We start from the raw sequence: 16,332 nt of genomic DNA, 5'->3' as shown, positions 1-16,332 counted from the left end.
TCCTGCAACTGTCCGTGATAGGCTGGCTGCCCGCCGCGTTGTGGTCGGTGTACGCGCTGAGCCAGTACAAGACAGACCAGAAAATCGAACGCGCGCTGCGACGCTGAGCGCCGCGCCCGGTTTCCGCCTGCCCTCGCCGTCCGCGCCTCCGCGCGGACGTCCCGCCCACCCATGACGACAAGAAGCCCATGACCCTGGCCACCATCAATTGGCGGCGCGACGTGTTCTCGCGCACCATGCTCGTCTGCGTATTCACCGGTTTCGCCTCCGGCCTGCCGCTATACGCGCTGATCAATCTGCTGCCGGCCTGGCTGCGCAGCGAAGGCGTGGACCTGAAGTCCATCGGCCTGTTCGCGCTGATCGGCCTGCCCTACACCTGGAAATTCCTGTGGTCGCCGCTGATGGACCGCTACGCGCTGCCGCTATTGGGCCGCCGCCGCGGTTGGATGCTGGCCAGCCAGCTCGCGCTGCTGGCCAGCCTGGCGCTATTCGGCCTGTTCGACCCTAGACAGGACATCTGGAGCATCGCCGCGCTGGCGCTGGCCGTCGCCTTTTTCTCTGCCAGCCAGGACATCGTGCTGGATGCCTTCCGCCGCGAAATCCTCAACGACGCCGAGCTGGGCCTGGGCAACACCGTGCACATCAACGCCTACCGCCTGGCCGGCCTGGTGCCGGGCTCGCTGTCGCTGATCCTGGCCGACCGCATGCCCTGGGGCAGCGTGTTCGTGATCACCGCGTTATTCATGCTGCCCGGCGTGCTGATGACGCTGCTGGTGAAGGAGCCCAAGCTCGCCTCCGGCAGCCCGAAGACGCTGCGCGAGGCTGTCATCGAGCCCTTCCATGAGTTTGTCACCCGCCAGGGCTGGCAGGGCGCGCTGTGGATATTGGGCTTCATCTTCCTGTACAAATTAGGCGACAGCATGGCCACCTCGCTGGCGACGCCGTTCTACCTGGACATGGGCTACGCCAAATCGCAGATAGGCCTGGTGGCCAAACACGCCGGGCTGTGGCCGGCGGTGATAGGCGGCCTCATGGGCGGCGTGTGGATGATCAAGCTGGGCATCAACCGCGCGCTGTGGGCCTTCGGCCTGGTGCAGGTGGTCTCGATATTGGGCTTCGCCTGGCTGGCCAGCTACGGCCGTTTCGACAGCGTCGGCGCAGAGCAGCTGTCCATGCTGGCGGTGGTGATCAGCTTCGAAGCGCTGGGCGTCGGCCTTGGCACCGCGGCCTTTGTCGCCTTCATCGCCCGCAGCACCCATCCGGCCTACACCGCCACCCAGTTTGCGCTGTTCACCAGCCTGGCGGCCGTGCCGCGCACGCTGGCCAACGCCGCCACCGGCTACATTGTCGATTCGATAGGCTGGACTTCGTTCTTCTTCCTGTGCACGGCGCTGGCCATTCCCGGCATGATGCTGCTGGTCAAGGTGGCGCCGTGGGGGGATGACCCGGCGCCGCAGCAAGCTTGAAGGGCCAGCCTATACCTGGCACTGCTCGCCGCCACCGTCCTGTCGGCACAATTTGATCGATCCGTCCTGGTCCACCTTCAGCAGCCATTCGTCGAGGCCTGAACCCGGTTTGGGCCTGGCCTCGATGATGAAGCTGGCTTGCTCGACATTGTCGACCGACGGTTCCACGCTGCTGAAACCGATCATGAAGGCCTGGGTGGCTTTGGCCGGCAGTTCCGGCCAGGCCAGCGGGCCATCCTGGTAATACACGCCGTTCTCGTGATACCAGCGCTGCATGAAGTGGCTGTTCTCCAGCAAGGCCGCGCGCGCCTCCTCCAGCCTGGCGCGCTGCAGGTATTGCTGATAGCCGGGCACCGCCAGCGATACCAGCAGTGCGGCAATCGCCAAGCAGATCATCGTTTCCAGCAACGTGAATCCGCGCCTGTTCATGGCGTTTTCTCCTCCCAGCCCAGTCTACGGCCTGCTCCCGCCGCGCCCACCCGATACCAGCTTTGCATGGTGGCGGCGCTGTGGCGGCTATGCCCCCAGGCGCGCACCGTGATCCGATACAGCCTGGCCGGATCGCCGCTGCCCGCACCGAAGCGCGGATCGATCAGTTCCACCACATAACGCGGATTGGACCAGGTCAGCCGTCCCGCACGCACGCCCTGCGGACAATGCCATTGCGGCAGACCCGGCTCCAGTTCGTACTCGCGGCTGTTGCCGCAGGGATGCAGCAGCGGCACCCCGCCCTGGCTTTGTTTCTCCGGCGGCGCGGTCGGCTCGCACAAACCCTTGCCATGCGTGCCGTGGCAGTCCGGCGCAAACGGCGCGCCGGGGCCATACAGCTTGGCCGGCTCGGCGGCGAGGCTTTCCATATCGTTCAAGCCATCCCATTGCAGAACCCAGCGCTCCGCGCCGCTCAGCGCCTGCCTCGCCAGCCCTTCGGCTCGCCGCCTCTCCTGCGCGTTGGCGATCTGCAGCCGCGCATTGAGAATGAGCTGCGACGACGACAGCACCAGCATGGCCAATAATGACAGCAAGGACATGACCATCAGCAGCGTCGCGCCGCCCTGCTTTCCCCCGCTCATGTCCCGCCTCCGCAAGCCAGCGGCGTCAGCGCCACATCCCGGCCCAGGGTTTCCACCTCGTCCTTGCTCGGATCCGGCCGCCATGCCAACTCCAGCCTGGCCGCCGCCAAGAGCTGCGCGGCGGCGCCATTCAGCGCCTGCGCGGCCAGCGTTTGCCAGCCGGCCCCTAGAGCGCATCCCGCGCGCGCCTGCAGCGTCAGGCTCACGCCCATCACGCCATCGAGTAAAACTCGCTCACCGCCCGCCGCCACGCCTCCCAATTTATCCCATGCCAACAAGCGACCGCTCCGGACCTGATAATGTCGCTCCAAGGGCAGCCATAGCTGCAGCGACGGCAGATGCAAGCCGCCGCTTGGCGCCGCCTCCTGCAGCGGCAGGGCCGGCGTCAGCCGCAAGCCGGGCGCGTCGCCGTTGCCCAGCCATTGCGCCGCGCCGCCCGCCAACGGCACCGTCGCCGCGCAACTGCTCAACAGGCTCTGCGGCCAGGCCTGCCAACCGGCGGGCGTTTGCGGCTCCAGCTCGATTTCGCTCAACTGTTGTTGCGTGTCCTGCTTCAGCTTGCGATGCGGCACACGGCGGCCCGGCAGACTCAGCGTCCAGTGGCCCACGGCGAAGTCCTGCGCCAGCCAAGGCTGAGCGCCGCAGCCGAAGCGGCGATGCCTGGCCAGGTCCTTTGCCATGAGGCGCAAGACCCAGCCTGCCTGCTGACGGCGCTCCAGCCGTTTGGCGGCGCCTCGCGCCGATTGATCGACCGCGCCCAGCGCGGACAAGGCCCACGCCGTCACCAGCGCGCCCAGCGCGGCCGCCGCCAGCATGCCCAGCAGCATCGAGCCGCGCTGCCGGCTAAGGAAGCAGGGGCCAAACATCGGCATGCTCCTGCCAGCCCCGGCCCTGGCGGCTGCGCCAGGCCACCCGTATCGCCAAAGGGCCCGAGCCGCCGCAGCCCGGAGAAGCCGCTGTTGGCAGCTTCTTGACATCGCCGCGGCATACCGCGCCGCTGATCCGCTCCGCCATGCCCCCGCTGCGGCGCAGGCTTTGCTTGAAGCGGGACAGGTCGGCCGCGGCCCGCTGCGCGGGATCGCATTGCGCCGGGCAGTCCTGCGGCGACGCATGATCGGCGTAGCCTGCCTCCACATAATGGACCCAGTGGCTGTCCGGCCGCGCCTGGATGGCGCTGGCCAGATTCTCCACCGCGGCGTCGATGCGGCCGCGCAGCTCCGCTTCCCGCGCGTGCTGCAGCGAACGGCCTTGCGCGCCGGCCAGCGCGAGCAAGGCCGTCAGCCAGACAGCCAGCGCCACCATGGTTTCCAACAGGCTGACCCCCCGCTCAGGCGCAAGCATCGCCCACGCTCCCCAGGCTGGCGCGGCCATCCGCCGCGATGGTCACATCCAGGCATAGATGGCCGGAACGCAATCTGAAAACCAATCCGCCATCCGGCCGCATCTGCCCATCCGGCAGCCAGGCCAGTTGCCCGGCCGGCGCCGCGACGCTGACTCGCTCCCGGTCGAACATGACCAGGCGCAGCCGCTCGCCGCCATCGTAGGCGGCATTGTCCGCGCCGAGGTCGGCATAGCTTAGCCCCCCTTCGCGCCACTGCTGGCTCGCCCCCGCCTGTGGCGCCTGGCAGCCTTGAAGCTCCAGGTTTTTCTTCAGATTGGCGGCGCACAAATAGACTGGCTGGTTGCGCCGCAACGCTTCTGACCGGGCATGGTTGGCGCTGCCGAGCAACAGCAGGCCATGGCTGCGCAAGCGCTGCCGCTCCATCGCCCCTCCCAATGTCGGCACCGCCAGCGCGCAGAGGATGGCGGCGACGCTCATCGCCGCCATCAGCTCCGCCAGCGTCATCCCCTGCTGACTGTTCACCCGCATATGCCCCCCGTAGCGCATGGACGAGTTATCAGTCTGGGAACATCAGCCCCGCCTGCAAACCTCGTCCTGTCCAAAAGCCGGAGCATGCGCCGCGCCGTCCAGACCTAAGTGCAGGTCAACCTGACAAGTGGCGTGAAAACGGCGCCTTGCGGCGCCGTTGTATCTTGCAATCCTGCGGATTCAGTGAGCCGCTTCCCAGCTGTCGCCGGCCCCTACCTCGGCCAGCAGCGGCACCTTCAGCTCAGCCGCGCCGGCCATGATTTCCGGCAGCCGGCGCTTGACCCGCTCCAGCTCGGCCTGCGGCACTTCCAGCACCAGTTCGTCGTGCACCTGCATGATCAGCTTGCTTTGCAAACCATCGCGCTCCAGCCAATCCTGCACCGCGATCATCGCCAGCTTGATCAGGTCCGCGGCGGTGCCCTGCATCGGCGCGTTGATCGCCGCGCGCTCGGCGCCTGCGCGCCGGCCCGGGTTGCTGAGCTTGATATCCGGCAAATACAGGCGGCGGCCGAACACGGTTTCCACATAGCCCTGCTCGCGCGCCTTCTCGCGCGTGGTCTGCATGTACTCGGCCACGCCTGGGTAGCGCATGAAGTAGCGGTCGATGTACTGCTGGGCGGCGCTGCGCTCGATGTCCAGCTGAGCCGCCAAACCAAACGCGCTCATGCCGTAGATCAAGCCGAAGTTGATCGCCTTGGCGGCGCGGCGCTGGTCGGACGTCACCGCGCCGAAATCCACGCCGAACACCTCGGCCGCAGTCGCGCGGTGAATGTCCTCGCCGCTGGCGAAGGCCTTCAGCATGCCCTCGTCGTCGGACAGGTGGGCCATGATGCGCAGCTCGATCTGCGAATAGTCGGCTGACACGATCTGCCAGCCGGCCGGCGCGATGAAGGCTTCGCGCACGCGGCGGCCCTCGGCGGTGCGCACCGGGATGTTCTGCAGATTGGGATCGTTGCTGGACAAACGGCCGGTAATCGCCACCGCCTGTGCATAAGTTGTATGCACGCGGCCGGTCTGTGGATAAATCAGCGCGGGCAGTTTATCGGTATAAGTGGACTTCAGCTTGGCCAGCCCGCGGTACTCCAGGATGCGCTTGGGCAAGGGGTGGTCCAGCGCCAATTGCTCCAATACCGACTCGTCGGTGGAATAGCCGCCGCTCGGCGTTTTCTTGACGCCCTTGGTCGGGATGGCCAGCTTGCCGAACAGGATTTCCTGCAATTGCTTAGGCGAATTCAGATTGAACGGCTGGCCGGCCAGCTCGTAGGCCTGCTGCTCCAACTCCAGCATCTGGCTGCCCAACTGATGGCTTTGCGCCGCCAGCTTGTCGCGGTCGATCAGCACGCCATGACGCTCCATCTTGAACAGCACCTCGGCCACCGGCAGCTCGATGTCGCGGTAGACCTTTTCCAGATCGCCGGACAGCTCGCCGGCGAAATGCTGGTTCAGGCGCAGCGTGATGTCCGCGTCCTCAGCCGCGTAGTTGCCGGCGATGTCGACGTCCACCTCGCCAAAGCCGATCTGCTTGGCGCCCTTGCCGCAGATGTCCTCGTAGCTGACGGTATTCTCGCCCAGGTGCCGGCGCGCCAGGTCGTCCATATTGTGGCGCTGATGGCTCTCCAACACATAGGAAGCCAGCATCGAATCATCGACGATGCCGGCGAGGGCGATGCCGTGATTCGCCAACACATGGCAGTCGTATTTCAGGTTCTGGCCGCACTTCTTCTGGCTGGCGTCTTCCAGCCACGGCTTGAGCTTGGCCAGAGTAGCGTCCAGCGGCAGCTGCTCCGGCGCGCCGGCATAATGATGTCCCAGAGGCAGGTAGGCGGCCTGGCCGGCCTCCACCGAGAAGCTGACGCCGACGATGCGCGCCTGCATCGGATCGAGGCTGGTGGTTTCTGTGTCGAACGACACCACCTTGGCCGCAGCCAGCTTGCCCAGCCAGGCGTCCAGCTGAGCATCGGTCAGGATGGTTTCGTAATGGCGCTCGACATTCGCCGTGGCGACAGGGGCGGCTGCGGCCGGCTCGGCGAACATATCGCTCTGAGCCTGATCGCCTCGCGGCGCGGCAGGCGCGTCCTCTCCGCGCTGGGCGGCAGCCGGCATCTCCGCCCCCTCGGCCACCTCGCGGTAGAAGGTGCGGAAACCCAGATCCTGGAACAGCTCGGCCAGCCGCGGCTTGTCCCTCTGGCCATGCTGCAGACCCGGTAGGCCGTGCGGCAGATCCGTCGTCAGGTTCACCTCGCAATCGATGGTGATCAGCCGCTTGCCCATCGGCAGCCAGTCCAGCGCGGCGCGCAGGTTCTCGCCCACCTTGCCGCCGACGCTATCGGCCTGGGCGACGATGGCGTCCAGGCTGCCATACTCCTCCAGCCACTTGACCGCGGTCTTCGGCCCGCATTTGTCGACGCCAGGCACGTTGTCGACCTTGTCGCCGATCAGGGTCAGGTAGTCGATGATCCGGTTCGGCGGCACGCCGAACTTCTCCTTCACCCCGGCCTCGTCCAGCAGCTCGTTGGTCATGGTGTTGACCAGGGTGACGTCCGGCGTCACCAGCTGCGCCATGTCCTTGTCGCCAGTGGAGACGACCACCTTCATGCCGGCCGCCGCCCCCAGGCGCGCCAGCGTGCCGATCACGTCGTCGGCCTCCACTCCCGGCACCACCAGCATCGGCCAGCCGGAGGCTTGCACCACGTCGTGGACCGCCGTAATCTGGGAAGCGAGCTCCTCGGGCATCGACGGGCGATTGGCCTTGTATTCGGGGTACAGGTCGTCGCGGAAGGTCTTGCCCTTCGCGTCGAAGACGCAGGCGCTATAATCGAATTCAACCTCTTTCTCCAGCCGCCTGAGCATGTTGACCATGCCATAGACAGCCCCCACCGGGCGGCCATCCGGGGAACGCAAATCGGGCATCGCGTGGAAGGCGCGGTACAAATAAGAAGAGCCGTCGATCAATAACAATGTTTTCATAAAGAGGCAGAAGTATGAGCTTGTCCGATAAGTTGCCGCAGACCAGTGACCGTCACGCCATGATGCAGCGCTTCCGTTCCCGCGAGGCCTGGCACGTGATGAAGATATTGTCGGAGTTTGTCGAGTCGGCCGAGGAACTGCAAGGCATTACCCCGGCGGTGAGCATATTCGGCAGCGCGCGCACGCCGCGCGACCACAAGTACTACAAATTGACCGAGGAGGTGGCGCGTCGCTTGTCCGACTCCGGCTTCTCGGTGATATCCGGCGGCGGCCCCGGCATCATGGAGGCCGCCAACAAAGGGGCATTTTACGGCAGAAGTCCGTCCGTGGCGCTCAACATCGTGCTGCCCCACGAACAGAAACCCAATGAATACCAAGACCTGTCGGTCAAGTTCAACCACTTCTTCAGCCGCAAGGTCATGTTCGTCAAACACGCCATCGCCTACGTGGTGATGCCCGGCGGCTTCGGCACGCTGGACGAGATGTTCGAGGCGCTGACGCTGATCCAGACCGGAAAAAGCCGCAAGATACCCATCATTCTGTGCTGCAAGGAATTCTGGGCTGGCCTCCTGGACTGGGTCAAGGAAAGGCTGGTCAGCGAAGGCATGATCAATCCGGACGACCTGAACCTGATCCAGTTGATAGACGATCCTCAGCAAATCGTCGACACCATTTTCAAGCACTACGAGACGCGCGGCTTCGACGCGCTGCCGGAAGAGCGCGAACAGCTGCTCAATCTATAATCGCCCCATTACAAACACAAGGACTCTCCATGCGTCGCCTCATCGCCCTGTTATCGCTCCTACCGCTCACCCAGGCCTTCGCCTCCGCCGACGCCTCCGCGCCGGCCAAGGCGGTGGTGCCGCCGCCGCCGGTGATCAGCCCGGCCAACGCCGCGGAGCCGGAACCGGAGGTGAGGCTGATCCAGAAAGGCGATGAGAAAATCGAGGAATACCGCCTGAACGGCCATCTGTACATGGTCAAGGTCACACCGTCCCACGGCGTGCCGTATTACCTGATGGACGACAACGGCTCCGGCACGATGCGGCAAGTGGACCCGTCCAACCGCATCGTGATTCCGCGCTGGGTGCTGGTGCGGTTCTAACGGAGGCAGCATGTCGGTTTACACAACAGTCAGCCACGACAGCTTGCAACACTGGCTGCAAGGCTACGCGCTGGGGCAACTGGTCGATTTCCAGGGCATCGCCGCCGGAATCACCAATACCAATTACTTCGTCACCACCACGCACGGACGCTATGTGCTGACGCTGTTCGAAACGCTGCACCTGGACGAATTGCCCTACTATCTGTCGCTGATGAGCCACCTGGCCAAGCACGGCGTGGCCTGCCCGGCGCCCATCGCCGACCATTCAGACCGTTTCGCCTCCATCTTGGCAGGCAAGCCGGCTTGCCTGGTCAGTTGCCTGTCCGGCGGCGATGTCAGCCAGCCCAGCCCCGCGCAGTGCCGCGCGGTGGGAGAAATGCTGGCGCAGATGCACAAGGCCGGGGCCACCTTCCCGCAGAAAATGCGCAATCCGCGCGGTCCGCGCTGGTGGAGCCGCACCGCGCAGCAACTGTATCCGCAATTGCCGGCGGATGTGGCCGAATCGCTGCGCGAGGAAATCCAGTTCCAGGACAGCCATCGCTTCGACCATCTGCCCAGCGGCGTCATCCATGCCGACCTGTTCCGCGACAACGTTCTGTTGGATGGGGACAACATCAGCGGCTTCATCGATTTTTATTACGCCTGCAACGATATCCTGCTGTACGACGTGGCCATAGCGGTCAATGATTGGGCCAGGCGCGATGACGGCGAGATGGACAACGAACTGGCGCGCGCCTTTCTGGACGGTTATCAGTCAGAACGGACGCTCACGCAAGAGGAAAAGGCCTGCTGGCCCGTCATGCTGCGAGCCGCCGCCTTGCGCTTCTGGGTTTCCCGCCTGCAAGACCTTTACCAACCGGTCTGCGGCGAGCTAACCTACACCAAGGATCCAGAGGCATTCCGACATTTGCTGGCAACGCATCGGCATAGAACCGAATTCTGGCTAGCCTGAGCCGCAGCGCACTAGCCGCTTACAAAATTTTCACGCCTTCGTCATCAGCCGATGCTTGAATATATTGCAAACTGGCTTATCATACGAGAGAAGTGCAAGCTGTATGCCATTTTTGACGTCCTAAATATTTCTGGAAGGAAAAGAACATGCTGAAACAGATCGTTGCCATTGCCCTCGCCGCCGCCCTCGCTTCCCCGGCCTTCGCCGCTGGTGAAGAAGTTGGTGCCAGCGGTACCGCCGGTACCGCCGGTACCGCTGGCGCTGCTACCGCTGGCACAGCCGGCATCGCCGGCACCACCGCTGGCATCGCCGGCCTGAGCGTCGGCACCATCGCCGCCATCGGCGCCGCCGTTGCCGCTGCGGTGGCCGTGTCCAGCAACAGCAACTCCTCCTCGAGCCACTCGTCTACCACTCACCACTAACAATAACGCGCATCACATCTTTAGTGGTAGCGCGCCCGAGCCAAACAAACGGGCTACACCGCTTGTTTGGCTTTAGTTTTATCATGCCGGCCGCTTTCCGGCATTCACATCTCAGTTAAAAACATTATTTGTCGCTTATGCGCAAGCCTCCACGCCAAGACCTGCGCAGAAATTACGACCAAACGGCTCTGCCCCTGCCATCACAGGGAAGTGAAACGTATAACCACCCGCACATTGCCGTTTGAGCAGAGCACGTTAAGCCATAAATTGTATTTAAAATAACATCCAGGTAGTTTTAATGCATAAAAAGTCCAGGATTCATCTGGTGGCCGGCGCATTGCAAAAAGGGGTCCCGCTGATATTTGTCTGCGGCGCATTCGCGCAACCGTCGCTCAATGGACAAATCGGCTACATCAACATGCCATCCGCTCGCACCGGCGAAGATGGCACGTTCAGCTTCGGCTTCAATTACGACAAGCCATATGACACCCTGTGGACCTCCACGACCGTCCTACCATGGTTGGAGGTGTCTGGGCGCTACACCGCTATTGCAGACATACCAGGCTTTCAAGACCAGCAATACGGCGGGGGCTATGGTCGTTACAAAGACAAAGCCATAGATACCAAAATCCGCTTGAGAGAAGAGTCGCGTTGGCTGCCCGAAATTTCTCTGAGCTTCACCGATATTCAGGGAAATCGCCTGTGGAAAGGCACCAACCTGATGGCGACCAAGCAGGTGCTGCCGGGACTGGAGACCACGTTGGGCTATGGCAGCGGCCGCATACAAGGCATGTTCGGCGGCATGCGCTATTCACCAAACATCCTGCCTGGTTGGTCCCTGGTCGCCGAATACGACGCCAATAATTACAGCAAAGACCCCTTCTCCGAAGTGACCTACGCCAACCAGCGCAAGAAGGGTCCGGCAGTAGGCGTGGAATATCAATGGGGCTGGCTTGGCTTGCAAGTCGCCCGTCAGCGGGAGCATGCCAGTTTCAATGCCCATATCGACATTCCGCTGAATGTCACCGAGTTCGTCCCCAAAGTGACTGAGCCGGCCTATTTCAGCGGCGGACCGGATTTGCCGCCGCGCCCGACTCTGGAACAATGGAAAAATGATCCAGATCGCGCTCGTCAATTGGCCACGACGCTAGGCAAGCAGGATTTCAAGAACATCCGCATCGCCATGCAGGGCGATACACTGGTCATGGAGCTGAGCAATAGCCGCATATCCAATGTAGGGCGCGCCGTAGGCCGAGCCGTGCGCACCTCTCTGTACTTCGCGCCGCTGGAAACGCGCGAAATCAAGGTGGTGTACACCCAACTGGAGCAGCCGGTCGCCACATACAGTTTTTACGATCTGTCCATGCTCAACGATTACCTGTTGGGAAAAGTGAATCGAGAGCGCTTCCTACAGACGGTCAGCGTCAAATCGGGACGAGACGAAGAACTCCAGCCGCTTGATAGCCATACGCTGGCTCAGAGCTTGCGCGAAGGGATCAATGTCAATGTGATGGACAATCGGGAGGGCGATCTTGTTCAGATCACCAGCGAAGACCCGGAAGACAACCGTTTCCATCTATCACCCAAGCTGGGCTTCTACTTCAACGACCCCAGCGGCGCCTTCCATTACGACATAATGGCCGAGGCAAACTACAAGCGCCGCCTGGGACAAGGCTTGTATCTGGACAGCGCGCTCACCGCCGATCTGTACAACACCATCACACAAGTCAAGCAGCCGTCCAATAGCGAGCTACCGCACGTACGCTCCGACATTGCCGATTACAAGCGCGTCAAATCGCCAAAGCTAAACCGTCTGCTGCTAAACCAGTACATGACCTTGGCGCCAAATGTCTACGCGCGCGCCTCGGCGGGTCTTTACGAGGAAATGTTTCGAGGCGCGGGCGGGCAGATCCTGTACTACCCGGGCTTCAACAAGGACTGGGCGGCAGACCTCTCGGTTGACGCGCTGCAACAACGCGATGTTAACGGCTGGTTCGGCAAGCGCGACTACCAGGTCGTCACCTCTATCGCCTCCTTGCACTACCAGTTGCCCATGGGCGTCACCGCCACGGTCCGCGCCGGCCGCTTCCTGGCCAAGGACAACGGCGTCCGCCTCGAACTGGCGCGGCGTTTTCGCTCCGGCATAGAGGCAGGCTTCTGGTATACCAAGACCAACGGCAACGACATCACTTCGCCCGGCACGCCGAACAAACCGTACAACGACAAAGGCCTGTTCTTCTCCATTCCGCTCAGTGCCCTGTTGACTTCCGACAGCCGCACGGCAGGCGGTTACGCCTTGTCTCCGTGGACGCGTGACGTCGGTCAGATGGTGATGACACCGGGCGACTTGTACGACATCCTCAGCAACCCGAAGCGCGACATCAACGCGTACGACGGACTTGGCAACTTCGCCGAGCGACCCGACGAGCGGAATCTGCCACAGGTCACGCCGCCGCTGCCAAGCTACACGCCCTGGCCGATGATCCACATGCGCCTGGAAGACTCCGGCAACCGTTGGCTGGACATGGATGGCAAAGCAAGTGGATTCGCCTTGGGTGCCTTGGGCGTGGCCACCGCCGCCGCCCTGGACAAACCAGTAAACAAGCTGTTCCAGAATCATCAAGACAATTCCGTGGTCAAGACATGGGGCAAGCTTGGCAAGAGCCTGCCCATCTCCACCACGGTGCTGTCCAGCATAGCCTTCGCACTGGGTGATGACAGGCTCAGCAATACCGGTTTGATCGCTCTGGAGTCCGCAGCCGTTGCCGTCGCCGGCAGCGAAGCGCTAAAATTCGTCGTCAATCGCAGCCGTCCGAATAGCGATAACGACGCTTGGCGTAGTCAATCGTCCGATTCCTCGCGCTGGCAAAGCAGCTTCACCTCCAACCACTCGGCGGTGTTGTTTGCCACCCTCACACCATTCGCCGAGGAATACGACCAGCCCTGGCTATACGGCGTAGCCGCGATCGGTGCCGCGGGACGCCTCGCTAGCCGGGACCATTGGCTATCGGACGTCGCTGCGGGCGGCGTGCTAGGCTATGCCGCCGGCAGGTGGTTGTGGCAGTCTCAAAGAAGTAATAATCGTTATCGTTTGGCGCTAGACCTTGGCCCTCAACAAGTTGGCCTGCAATGGAAGATCAACACGCCATGAATGCAAATATGAAGAACAAAACCGTAAGATTCAAACCTTTATTGATAGGCGTCCTGCTTGCTAGCGCGATGCTGGCGCAGGCGGCGCCCTCCAACGCCATGCCAGACGACGCCCAGAGCTCGTCGAGTGGCCTGCCGATCATTTCTGGCGGCAATACTCCGACCGCCTCGCAGCAGGCGCCGCGCCAGCTGACTCTCACGCCGCTGCCCCCGCTGCCGCCACTGCCGTTCGCCGACTTCATTCGCGACAGCACCAATCTATCTCTGCAATTGTTTGGACAGGCCTTGTTCCAGAGTCAGGCCAGCCGCTTTGAGACCTCCAACAGCGTGGCCGTCAACCCGGATTATGTGATAGGCACGGGCGACCAGTTGCAAATCAAGGGCTGGGGCATGGTGGACATAGACCTTGACCTGACAGTGGATCGCAAGGGCGAGATCTATCTGCCGCGAGTCGGTGCGGTTTCCGTCGCCGGCGTGCGCTATCGAGACCTGCAAAGCGTGCTGAAAAAGAGCATAGGCAGAGTCTTCAATAACTTCGACCTCAGCGTCAGCCTGCTCCAGAGTCGCTCGGTCCAGGTCTACATCGTCGGCCACGCCCGCAGCCCGGGCAGCTATACCATGAGCGCGATGAGCACTCTGCTGAACGGCTTGCTTCTGTCCGGTGGACCGAACAATAGCGGCAGCGTGCGCCAAGTCAACCTGATTCGAGACGGCAAACAAGTCACCACGCTGGATCTCTACGACGTCTTGGTCAAAGGCGACAAATCGCTGGATCAGACACTGCGCGACGGCGATACCATCCAGATCCCGGCAGCAGGGCCTCGCCTGGCGCTGATCGGCGATATCAAGACGCCTGCCATCTACGAATTCAAGCCCGGCGAGACCGTGGCGGACCTGATGCACTGGGCCGGCGGCCTTGAATCCGCGGCGGAAGGCAAGCAGGTTCTGCTGGAGAAAAACGTCGATCACCGCTTTGTGCAGCAAGCTACCCTCAAAGGCGATCTGCAGGCCCTGCGCGACATACCGCTGAACGCCGGCGACATCCTCCGCCTGCAGGCACCCGGCGCCCGGGCCATCAACGTACTACCGAATCAGGAGTTCGTCACGATCAGTGGCGAAACCAACCAAACTGGCACCTACACGATCCGCCGGAACGAAACGCTGCGCCAGTTCGTAATGCGGCTAGGCGGCGTCAGCGACGACGCGTATATCTTCGGCACCATGCTGACCCGGAGTAGCGTTAGACAGTCGCAACAACAGAAACTGGATGAAGCCGCCGACCGCTTCGAAAAGGATCTGGACCAGAACGCTTCCACCCGCATCGCGCAATTGACAGACAAAGACAGCATCGCTGCAGTCAACAACCAGACAGAGAAACAGCACCAGCTCGCCGCCCGGATACGCAGCATCAAAGCTGACGGCCGTATCGTGCTGGAACTGAAGGACATGGATGCTCAAGTCAAGGACCTGCCTGATGTTCCATTGCAAGACGGCGACATGATCAATATTCCGCGCCGTCCTAGCACGGTCAGCGTGATCGGCTCCGTTTACCAGGCCAACACCTTCATCTTCCGCCCTCAGCGCTCAGTTTCCGACTACGTTACGCTGGCCGGCGGCCTCAGCCCGAGCGGCGACGAATCCGCGATGTATCTGCTGCGGGCCGATGGAACGGCAGTGGGCAATGGCTCCTGGCTATCCAGCGTAGGCGGCAAGCGCATCAATCCGGGCGACACCATTGTCGTGCCGGAGAAACTCGAGCGCAGCTCCTGGACGCAATCGCTGAAGGAATGGACCAGCATTCTCTATCAGTTCGGCCTTGGTGCCGCGGGTCTGAAAGTACTCAAATGAGCCATGGTGAAATGAAAGAAGCCCCGACCCACTACACGGCCCAGGATCATCAAGGCGAAGGCATCGACCTCATGGACCTGCTCATCCTACTGGCCCGTCAACGGCGCTGGATAGCGAGCTGCGCCGCGCTGTTTGGCGGCATGGCGCTGGCCTACGCCTTCTTGCTGACCAAGCCCGTGTTCACCGCCACCACTACCATTATGCCGCCTCAACAACAAAGCAGCGGCATCAGCTCCATGCTCGGACAACTAGGCGGCTTAACCAGCACCGCTGGCAGTGGCATTGCCGGCTTGAAAAACTCCAACGATCTGTATATAGGTATGCTGCACAGCCGTACGGTAGCAGACAGACTTATCGCTCGTTTTAAACTTCAGGCACACTACCACCAAGACAGCATGGATGGGACACGCCAGTCATTGCAAGCGACATCCAGCTTTGTCAGCGGCAAAGAAGGCTTGATCACCATCAGCGTAGATGACCAGAACCCACAGTTCGCGGCTACGCTGGCCAACGCCTATGTTGAAGAATTAGAAACAGTGAATCGGTCGCTAGCCGTCACCGACGCCTCAAAACGCCGCTTATTCTTCGAACAACAGCTGAAAGACGCCAAAACCCAGCTAACTGCGGCCGAAACAGACTTGCGCAAGACTCAAGAACGAACCGGCATGATACAACCGGAAGGCCAGCTGCCCGCTATTGTGTCCACAATAACTCAACTGCGGGCAACTATAGCTGCGAAGGAAGTCCAGTTGGAGACCATGAAGAGCTTCGCTACCGCACAGAATCCTGCTTACCTCAAAACGCAGCAAGAACTGCAAGGACTGCGGGAGCAACTGACCAAGCTAGATAGCGGCCAGGGCAGCGACAGCAGTTTGTTTATACCTACCGGAAAAATCGCCCAGAGCGGTCTGGAATACATGCGCAAGCTTAGGGAACTCAAATATCAGGAAACTGTATTCGAGTTACTGTCCAAGCAGTATGAAATTGCCAAAATTGACGAGGCCAAAGACTCTTCGTTGATCCAGGTGCTAGACCCCGCCGTCCCCCCTACACAAAAAAGTAAACCCAAGAGAAGCATGATTACTTTGATAGGTTTGCTGGGCGGCGTCTTTCTGGGCATTTTGACTGCCCTAATTCGGGCCAGGTTGGCAACTGCCGATGAAGCCAGTCATCAGCGCCGCCACGAATTGCTGCTGGCGCTGAAGAACGGCAACTGAGCCTTAAGCGGTCTTCGCCAGAGGCCGCCATGAAACGCCAGAACTCCGCACTAACCCCATCAAACCACCTGTCACTTGCGTGCAGGTGGTTTTTATGCACGCGCCGCTCTGCCATTCCGGCATCAGGCATGCTCTCCGTCTTCGCATGCAGGCTTCAACTCACACCCAGGGGCCTCCGCACTCGAACATCATAATGGCGCAAGCCCAAGAAACTGGGCCCGCACATCATCATCCCAGGCTGCTGCCTTGCGCTTGATCCGCATGC

General features: G+C 61.9%; 14 protein-coding genes and 1 pseudogene. 9 read left to right on the top strand and 6 right to left on the bottom strand.

Going from position 1 to position 16,332, the window contains the following annotated elements:
• A pseudogene (locus tag C2I19_RS09635) lies at positions 1-107 on the top strand (YqaE/Pmp3 family membrane protein); the annotation flags it as partial.
• A gap of 81 nt (positions 108-188) precedes the next feature.
• Positions 189-1,466 carry an AmpG family muropeptide MFS transporter gene (locus tag C2I19_RS09630; RefSeq protein ID WP_103902490.1) on the top strand — a complete coding sequence of 426 codons (1,278 nt, stop codon included), beginning with the start codon at positions 189-191 and terminating at the stop codon, positions 1,464-1,466.
• Between the two features lie 9 nt (positions 1,467-1,475).
• Here C2I19_RS09630 and C2I19_RS09625 read toward each other — a convergent pair whose 3' ends face one another.
• From C2I19_RS09625 to polA, 6 genes are all read right to left on the bottom strand, one after another.
• Positions 1,476-1,895, bottom strand: a complete 420-nt coding sequence (locus C2I19_RS09625) for a type IV pilin protein (protein WP_103902492.1) — start codon at positions 1,893-1,895, stop codon at positions 1,476-1,478.
• Positions 1,892-2,536, bottom strand: coding sequence for a pilus assembly protein (locus tag C2I19_RS09620; RefSeq protein ID WP_158253678.1), 645 nt, complete (start codon positions 2,534-2,536; stop codon positions 1,892-1,894). The genes C2I19_RS09625 and C2I19_RS09620 overlap by 4 nt, the downstream gene beginning before the upstream one ends.
• Positions 2,533-3,402: a hypothetical protein gene (locus C2I19_RS21710; protein WP_146056769.1), complete on the bottom strand. Its 870-nt coding sequence runs from the start codon at positions 3,400-3,402 to the stop codon at positions 2,533-2,535. The genes C2I19_RS09620 and C2I19_RS21710 overlap by 4 nt, the downstream gene beginning before the upstream one ends.
• Entirely contained in the window at positions 3,380-3,877 is a 498-nt protein-coding gene (locus tag C2I19_RS09615; RefSeq protein WP_146056768.1) for a hypothetical protein, read from the bottom strand. The genes C2I19_RS21710 and C2I19_RS09615 overlap by 23 nt, the downstream gene beginning before the upstream one ends.
• Positions 3,864-4,406: a GspH/FimT family pseudopilin gene (locus tag C2I19_RS09610; protein ID WP_158253677.1), complete on the bottom strand. Its 543-nt coding sequence runs from the start codon at positions 4,404-4,406 to the stop codon at positions 3,864-3,866. The genes C2I19_RS09615 and C2I19_RS09610 overlap by 14 nt, the downstream gene beginning before the upstream one ends.
• 180 nt (positions 4,407-4,586) lie before the next feature.
• A complete protein-coding gene (gene polA, locus C2I19_RS09605; RefSeq protein WP_103902487.1) occupies positions 4,587-7,373 on the bottom strand; it encodes a DNA polymerase I in 2,787 nt (928 codons plus the stop codon).
• A gap of 14 nt (positions 7,374-7,387) precedes the next feature.
• On the opposite strand from polA, the gene C2I19_RS09600 reads away from it, so the two are divergent.
• The 7 genes from C2I19_RS09600 (at position 7,388) to C2I19_RS09570 (ending at position 16,067) form a co-directional block, all read left to right on the top strand.
• Positions 7,388-8,116 (top strand): LOG family protein, encoded by a 729-nt coding sequence (locus C2I19_RS09600; protein WP_103902486.1) that lies wholly within the window; start codon positions 7,388-7,390, stop codon positions 8,114-8,116.
• Between the two features lie 29 nt (positions 8,117-8,145).
• A complete protein-coding gene (locus C2I19_RS09595) occupies positions 8,146-8,478 on the top strand; it encodes a DUF2782 domain-containing protein (RefSeq protein WP_103902485.1) in 333 nt (110 codons plus the stop codon).
• 10 nt (positions 8,479-8,488) lie between these two features.
• The gene (gene thrB / locus C2I19_RS09590; protein ID WP_103902484.1) at positions 8,489-9,430 is read left to right on the top strand and encodes a homoserine kinase; all 942 of its coding nucleotides are present in this window, start codon (positions 8,489-8,491) and stop codon (positions 9,428-9,430) included.
• A 146-nt stretch (positions 9,431-9,576) separates the two neighbouring features.
• Positions 9,577-9,852, top strand: coding sequence for a hypothetical protein (locus C2I19_RS09585; RefSeq protein WP_103902483.1), 276 nt, complete (start codon positions 9,577-9,579; stop codon positions 9,850-9,852).
• Positions 9,853-10,150: 298 nt separating this feature from the next.
• Positions 10,151-13,003 carry a YjbH domain-containing protein gene (locus tag C2I19_RS09580; RefSeq protein WP_103902482.1) on the top strand — a complete coding sequence of 951 codons (2,853 nt, stop codon included), beginning with the start codon at positions 10,151-10,153 and terminating at the stop codon, positions 13,001-13,003.
• An 8-nt stretch (positions 13,004-13,011) separates the two neighbouring features.
• Positions 13,012-14,850 carry an SLBB domain-containing protein gene (locus tag C2I19_RS09575; RefSeq protein ID WP_103902481.1) on the top strand — a complete coding sequence of 613 codons (1,839 nt, stop codon included), beginning with the start codon at positions 13,012-13,014 and terminating at the stop codon, positions 14,848-14,850.
• Entirely contained in the window at positions 14,847-16,067 is a 1,221-nt protein-coding gene (locus C2I19_RS09570) for a GumC family protein (protein WP_103902480.1), read from the top strand. Before C2I19_RS09575 ends, C2I19_RS09570 begins: the two co-directional genes overlap by 4 nt.
• The last annotated feature ends 265 nt before the right edge of the window (positions 16,068-16,332 follow it).

This window comes from Chromobacterium alticapitis, assembly GCF_002924365.1.
In the GTDB taxonomy this organism is placed as follows: Bacteria; Pseudomonadota; Gammaproteobacteria; order Burkholderiales; family Chromobacteriaceae; genus Chromobacterium; species Chromobacterium alticapitis.
This window is presented reverse-complemented; position numbering and strand designations above follow the sequence as displayed.

What these genes read in the sequence shown, in the direction of transcription:
- C2I19_RS09610 (WP_158253677.1), bottom strand. Translation starts at nt 4,406, where the DNA reads ATGCGGGTGAACAGTCAGCAGGGGATGACGCTGGCGGAGCTGATGGCG.
- C2I19_RS09620 (WP_158253678.1), bottom strand. Translation starts at nt 2,536, where the DNA reads ATGAGCGGGGGAAAGCAGGGCGGCGCGACGCTGCTGATGGTCATGTCC.
- C2I19_RS09630 (WP_103902490.1), top strand. Translation starts at nt 189, where the DNA reads ATGACCCTGGCCACCATCAATTGGCGGCGCGACGTGTTCTCGCGCACC.
- C2I19_RS21710 (WP_146056769.1), bottom strand. Translation starts at nt 3,402, where the DNA reads ATGTTTGGCCCCTGCTTCCTTAGCCGGCAGCGCGGCTCGATGCTGCTG.
- C2I19_RS09625 (WP_103902492.1), bottom strand. Translation starts at nt 1,895, where the DNA reads ATGAACAGGCGCGGATTCACGTTGCTGGAAACGATGATCTGCTTGGCG.
- C2I19_RS09595 (WP_103902485.1), top strand. Translation starts at nt 8,146, where the DNA reads ATGCGTCGCCTCATCGCCCTGTTATCGCTCCTACCGCTCACCCAGGCC.
- polA (WP_103902487.1), bottom strand. Translation starts at nt 7,373, where the DNA reads ATGAAAACATTGTTATTGATCGACGGCTCTTCTTATTTGTACCGCGCC.
- C2I19_RS09600 (WP_103902486.1), top strand. Translation starts at nt 7,388, where the DNA reads ATGAGCTTGTCCGATAAGTTGCCGCAGACCAGTGACCGTCACGCCATG.
- thrB (WP_103902484.1), top strand. Translation starts at nt 8,489, where the DNA reads ATGTCGGTTTACACAACAGTCAGCCACGACAGCTTGCAACACTGGCTG.
- C2I19_RS09580 (WP_103902482.1), top strand. Translation starts at nt 10,151, where the DNA reads ATGCATAAAAAGTCCAGGATTCATCTGGTGGCCGGCGCATTGCAAAAA.
- C2I19_RS09575 (WP_103902481.1), top strand. Translation starts at nt 13,012, where the DNA reads ATGAAGAACAAAACCGTAAGATTCAAACCTTTATTGATAGGCGTCCTG.
- C2I19_RS09615 (WP_146056768.1), bottom strand. Translation starts at nt 3,877, where the DNA reads ATGCTTGCGCCTGAGCGGGGGGTCAGCCTGTTGGAAACCATGGTGGCG.
- C2I19_RS09585 (WP_103902483.1), top strand. Translation starts at nt 9,577, where the DNA reads ATGCTGAAACAGATCGTTGCCATTGCCCTCGCCGCCGCCCTCGCTTCC.
- C2I19_RS09570 (WP_103902480.1), top strand. Translation starts at nt 14,847, where the DNA reads ATGAGCCATGGTGAAATGAAAGAAGCCCCGACCCACTACACGGCCCAG.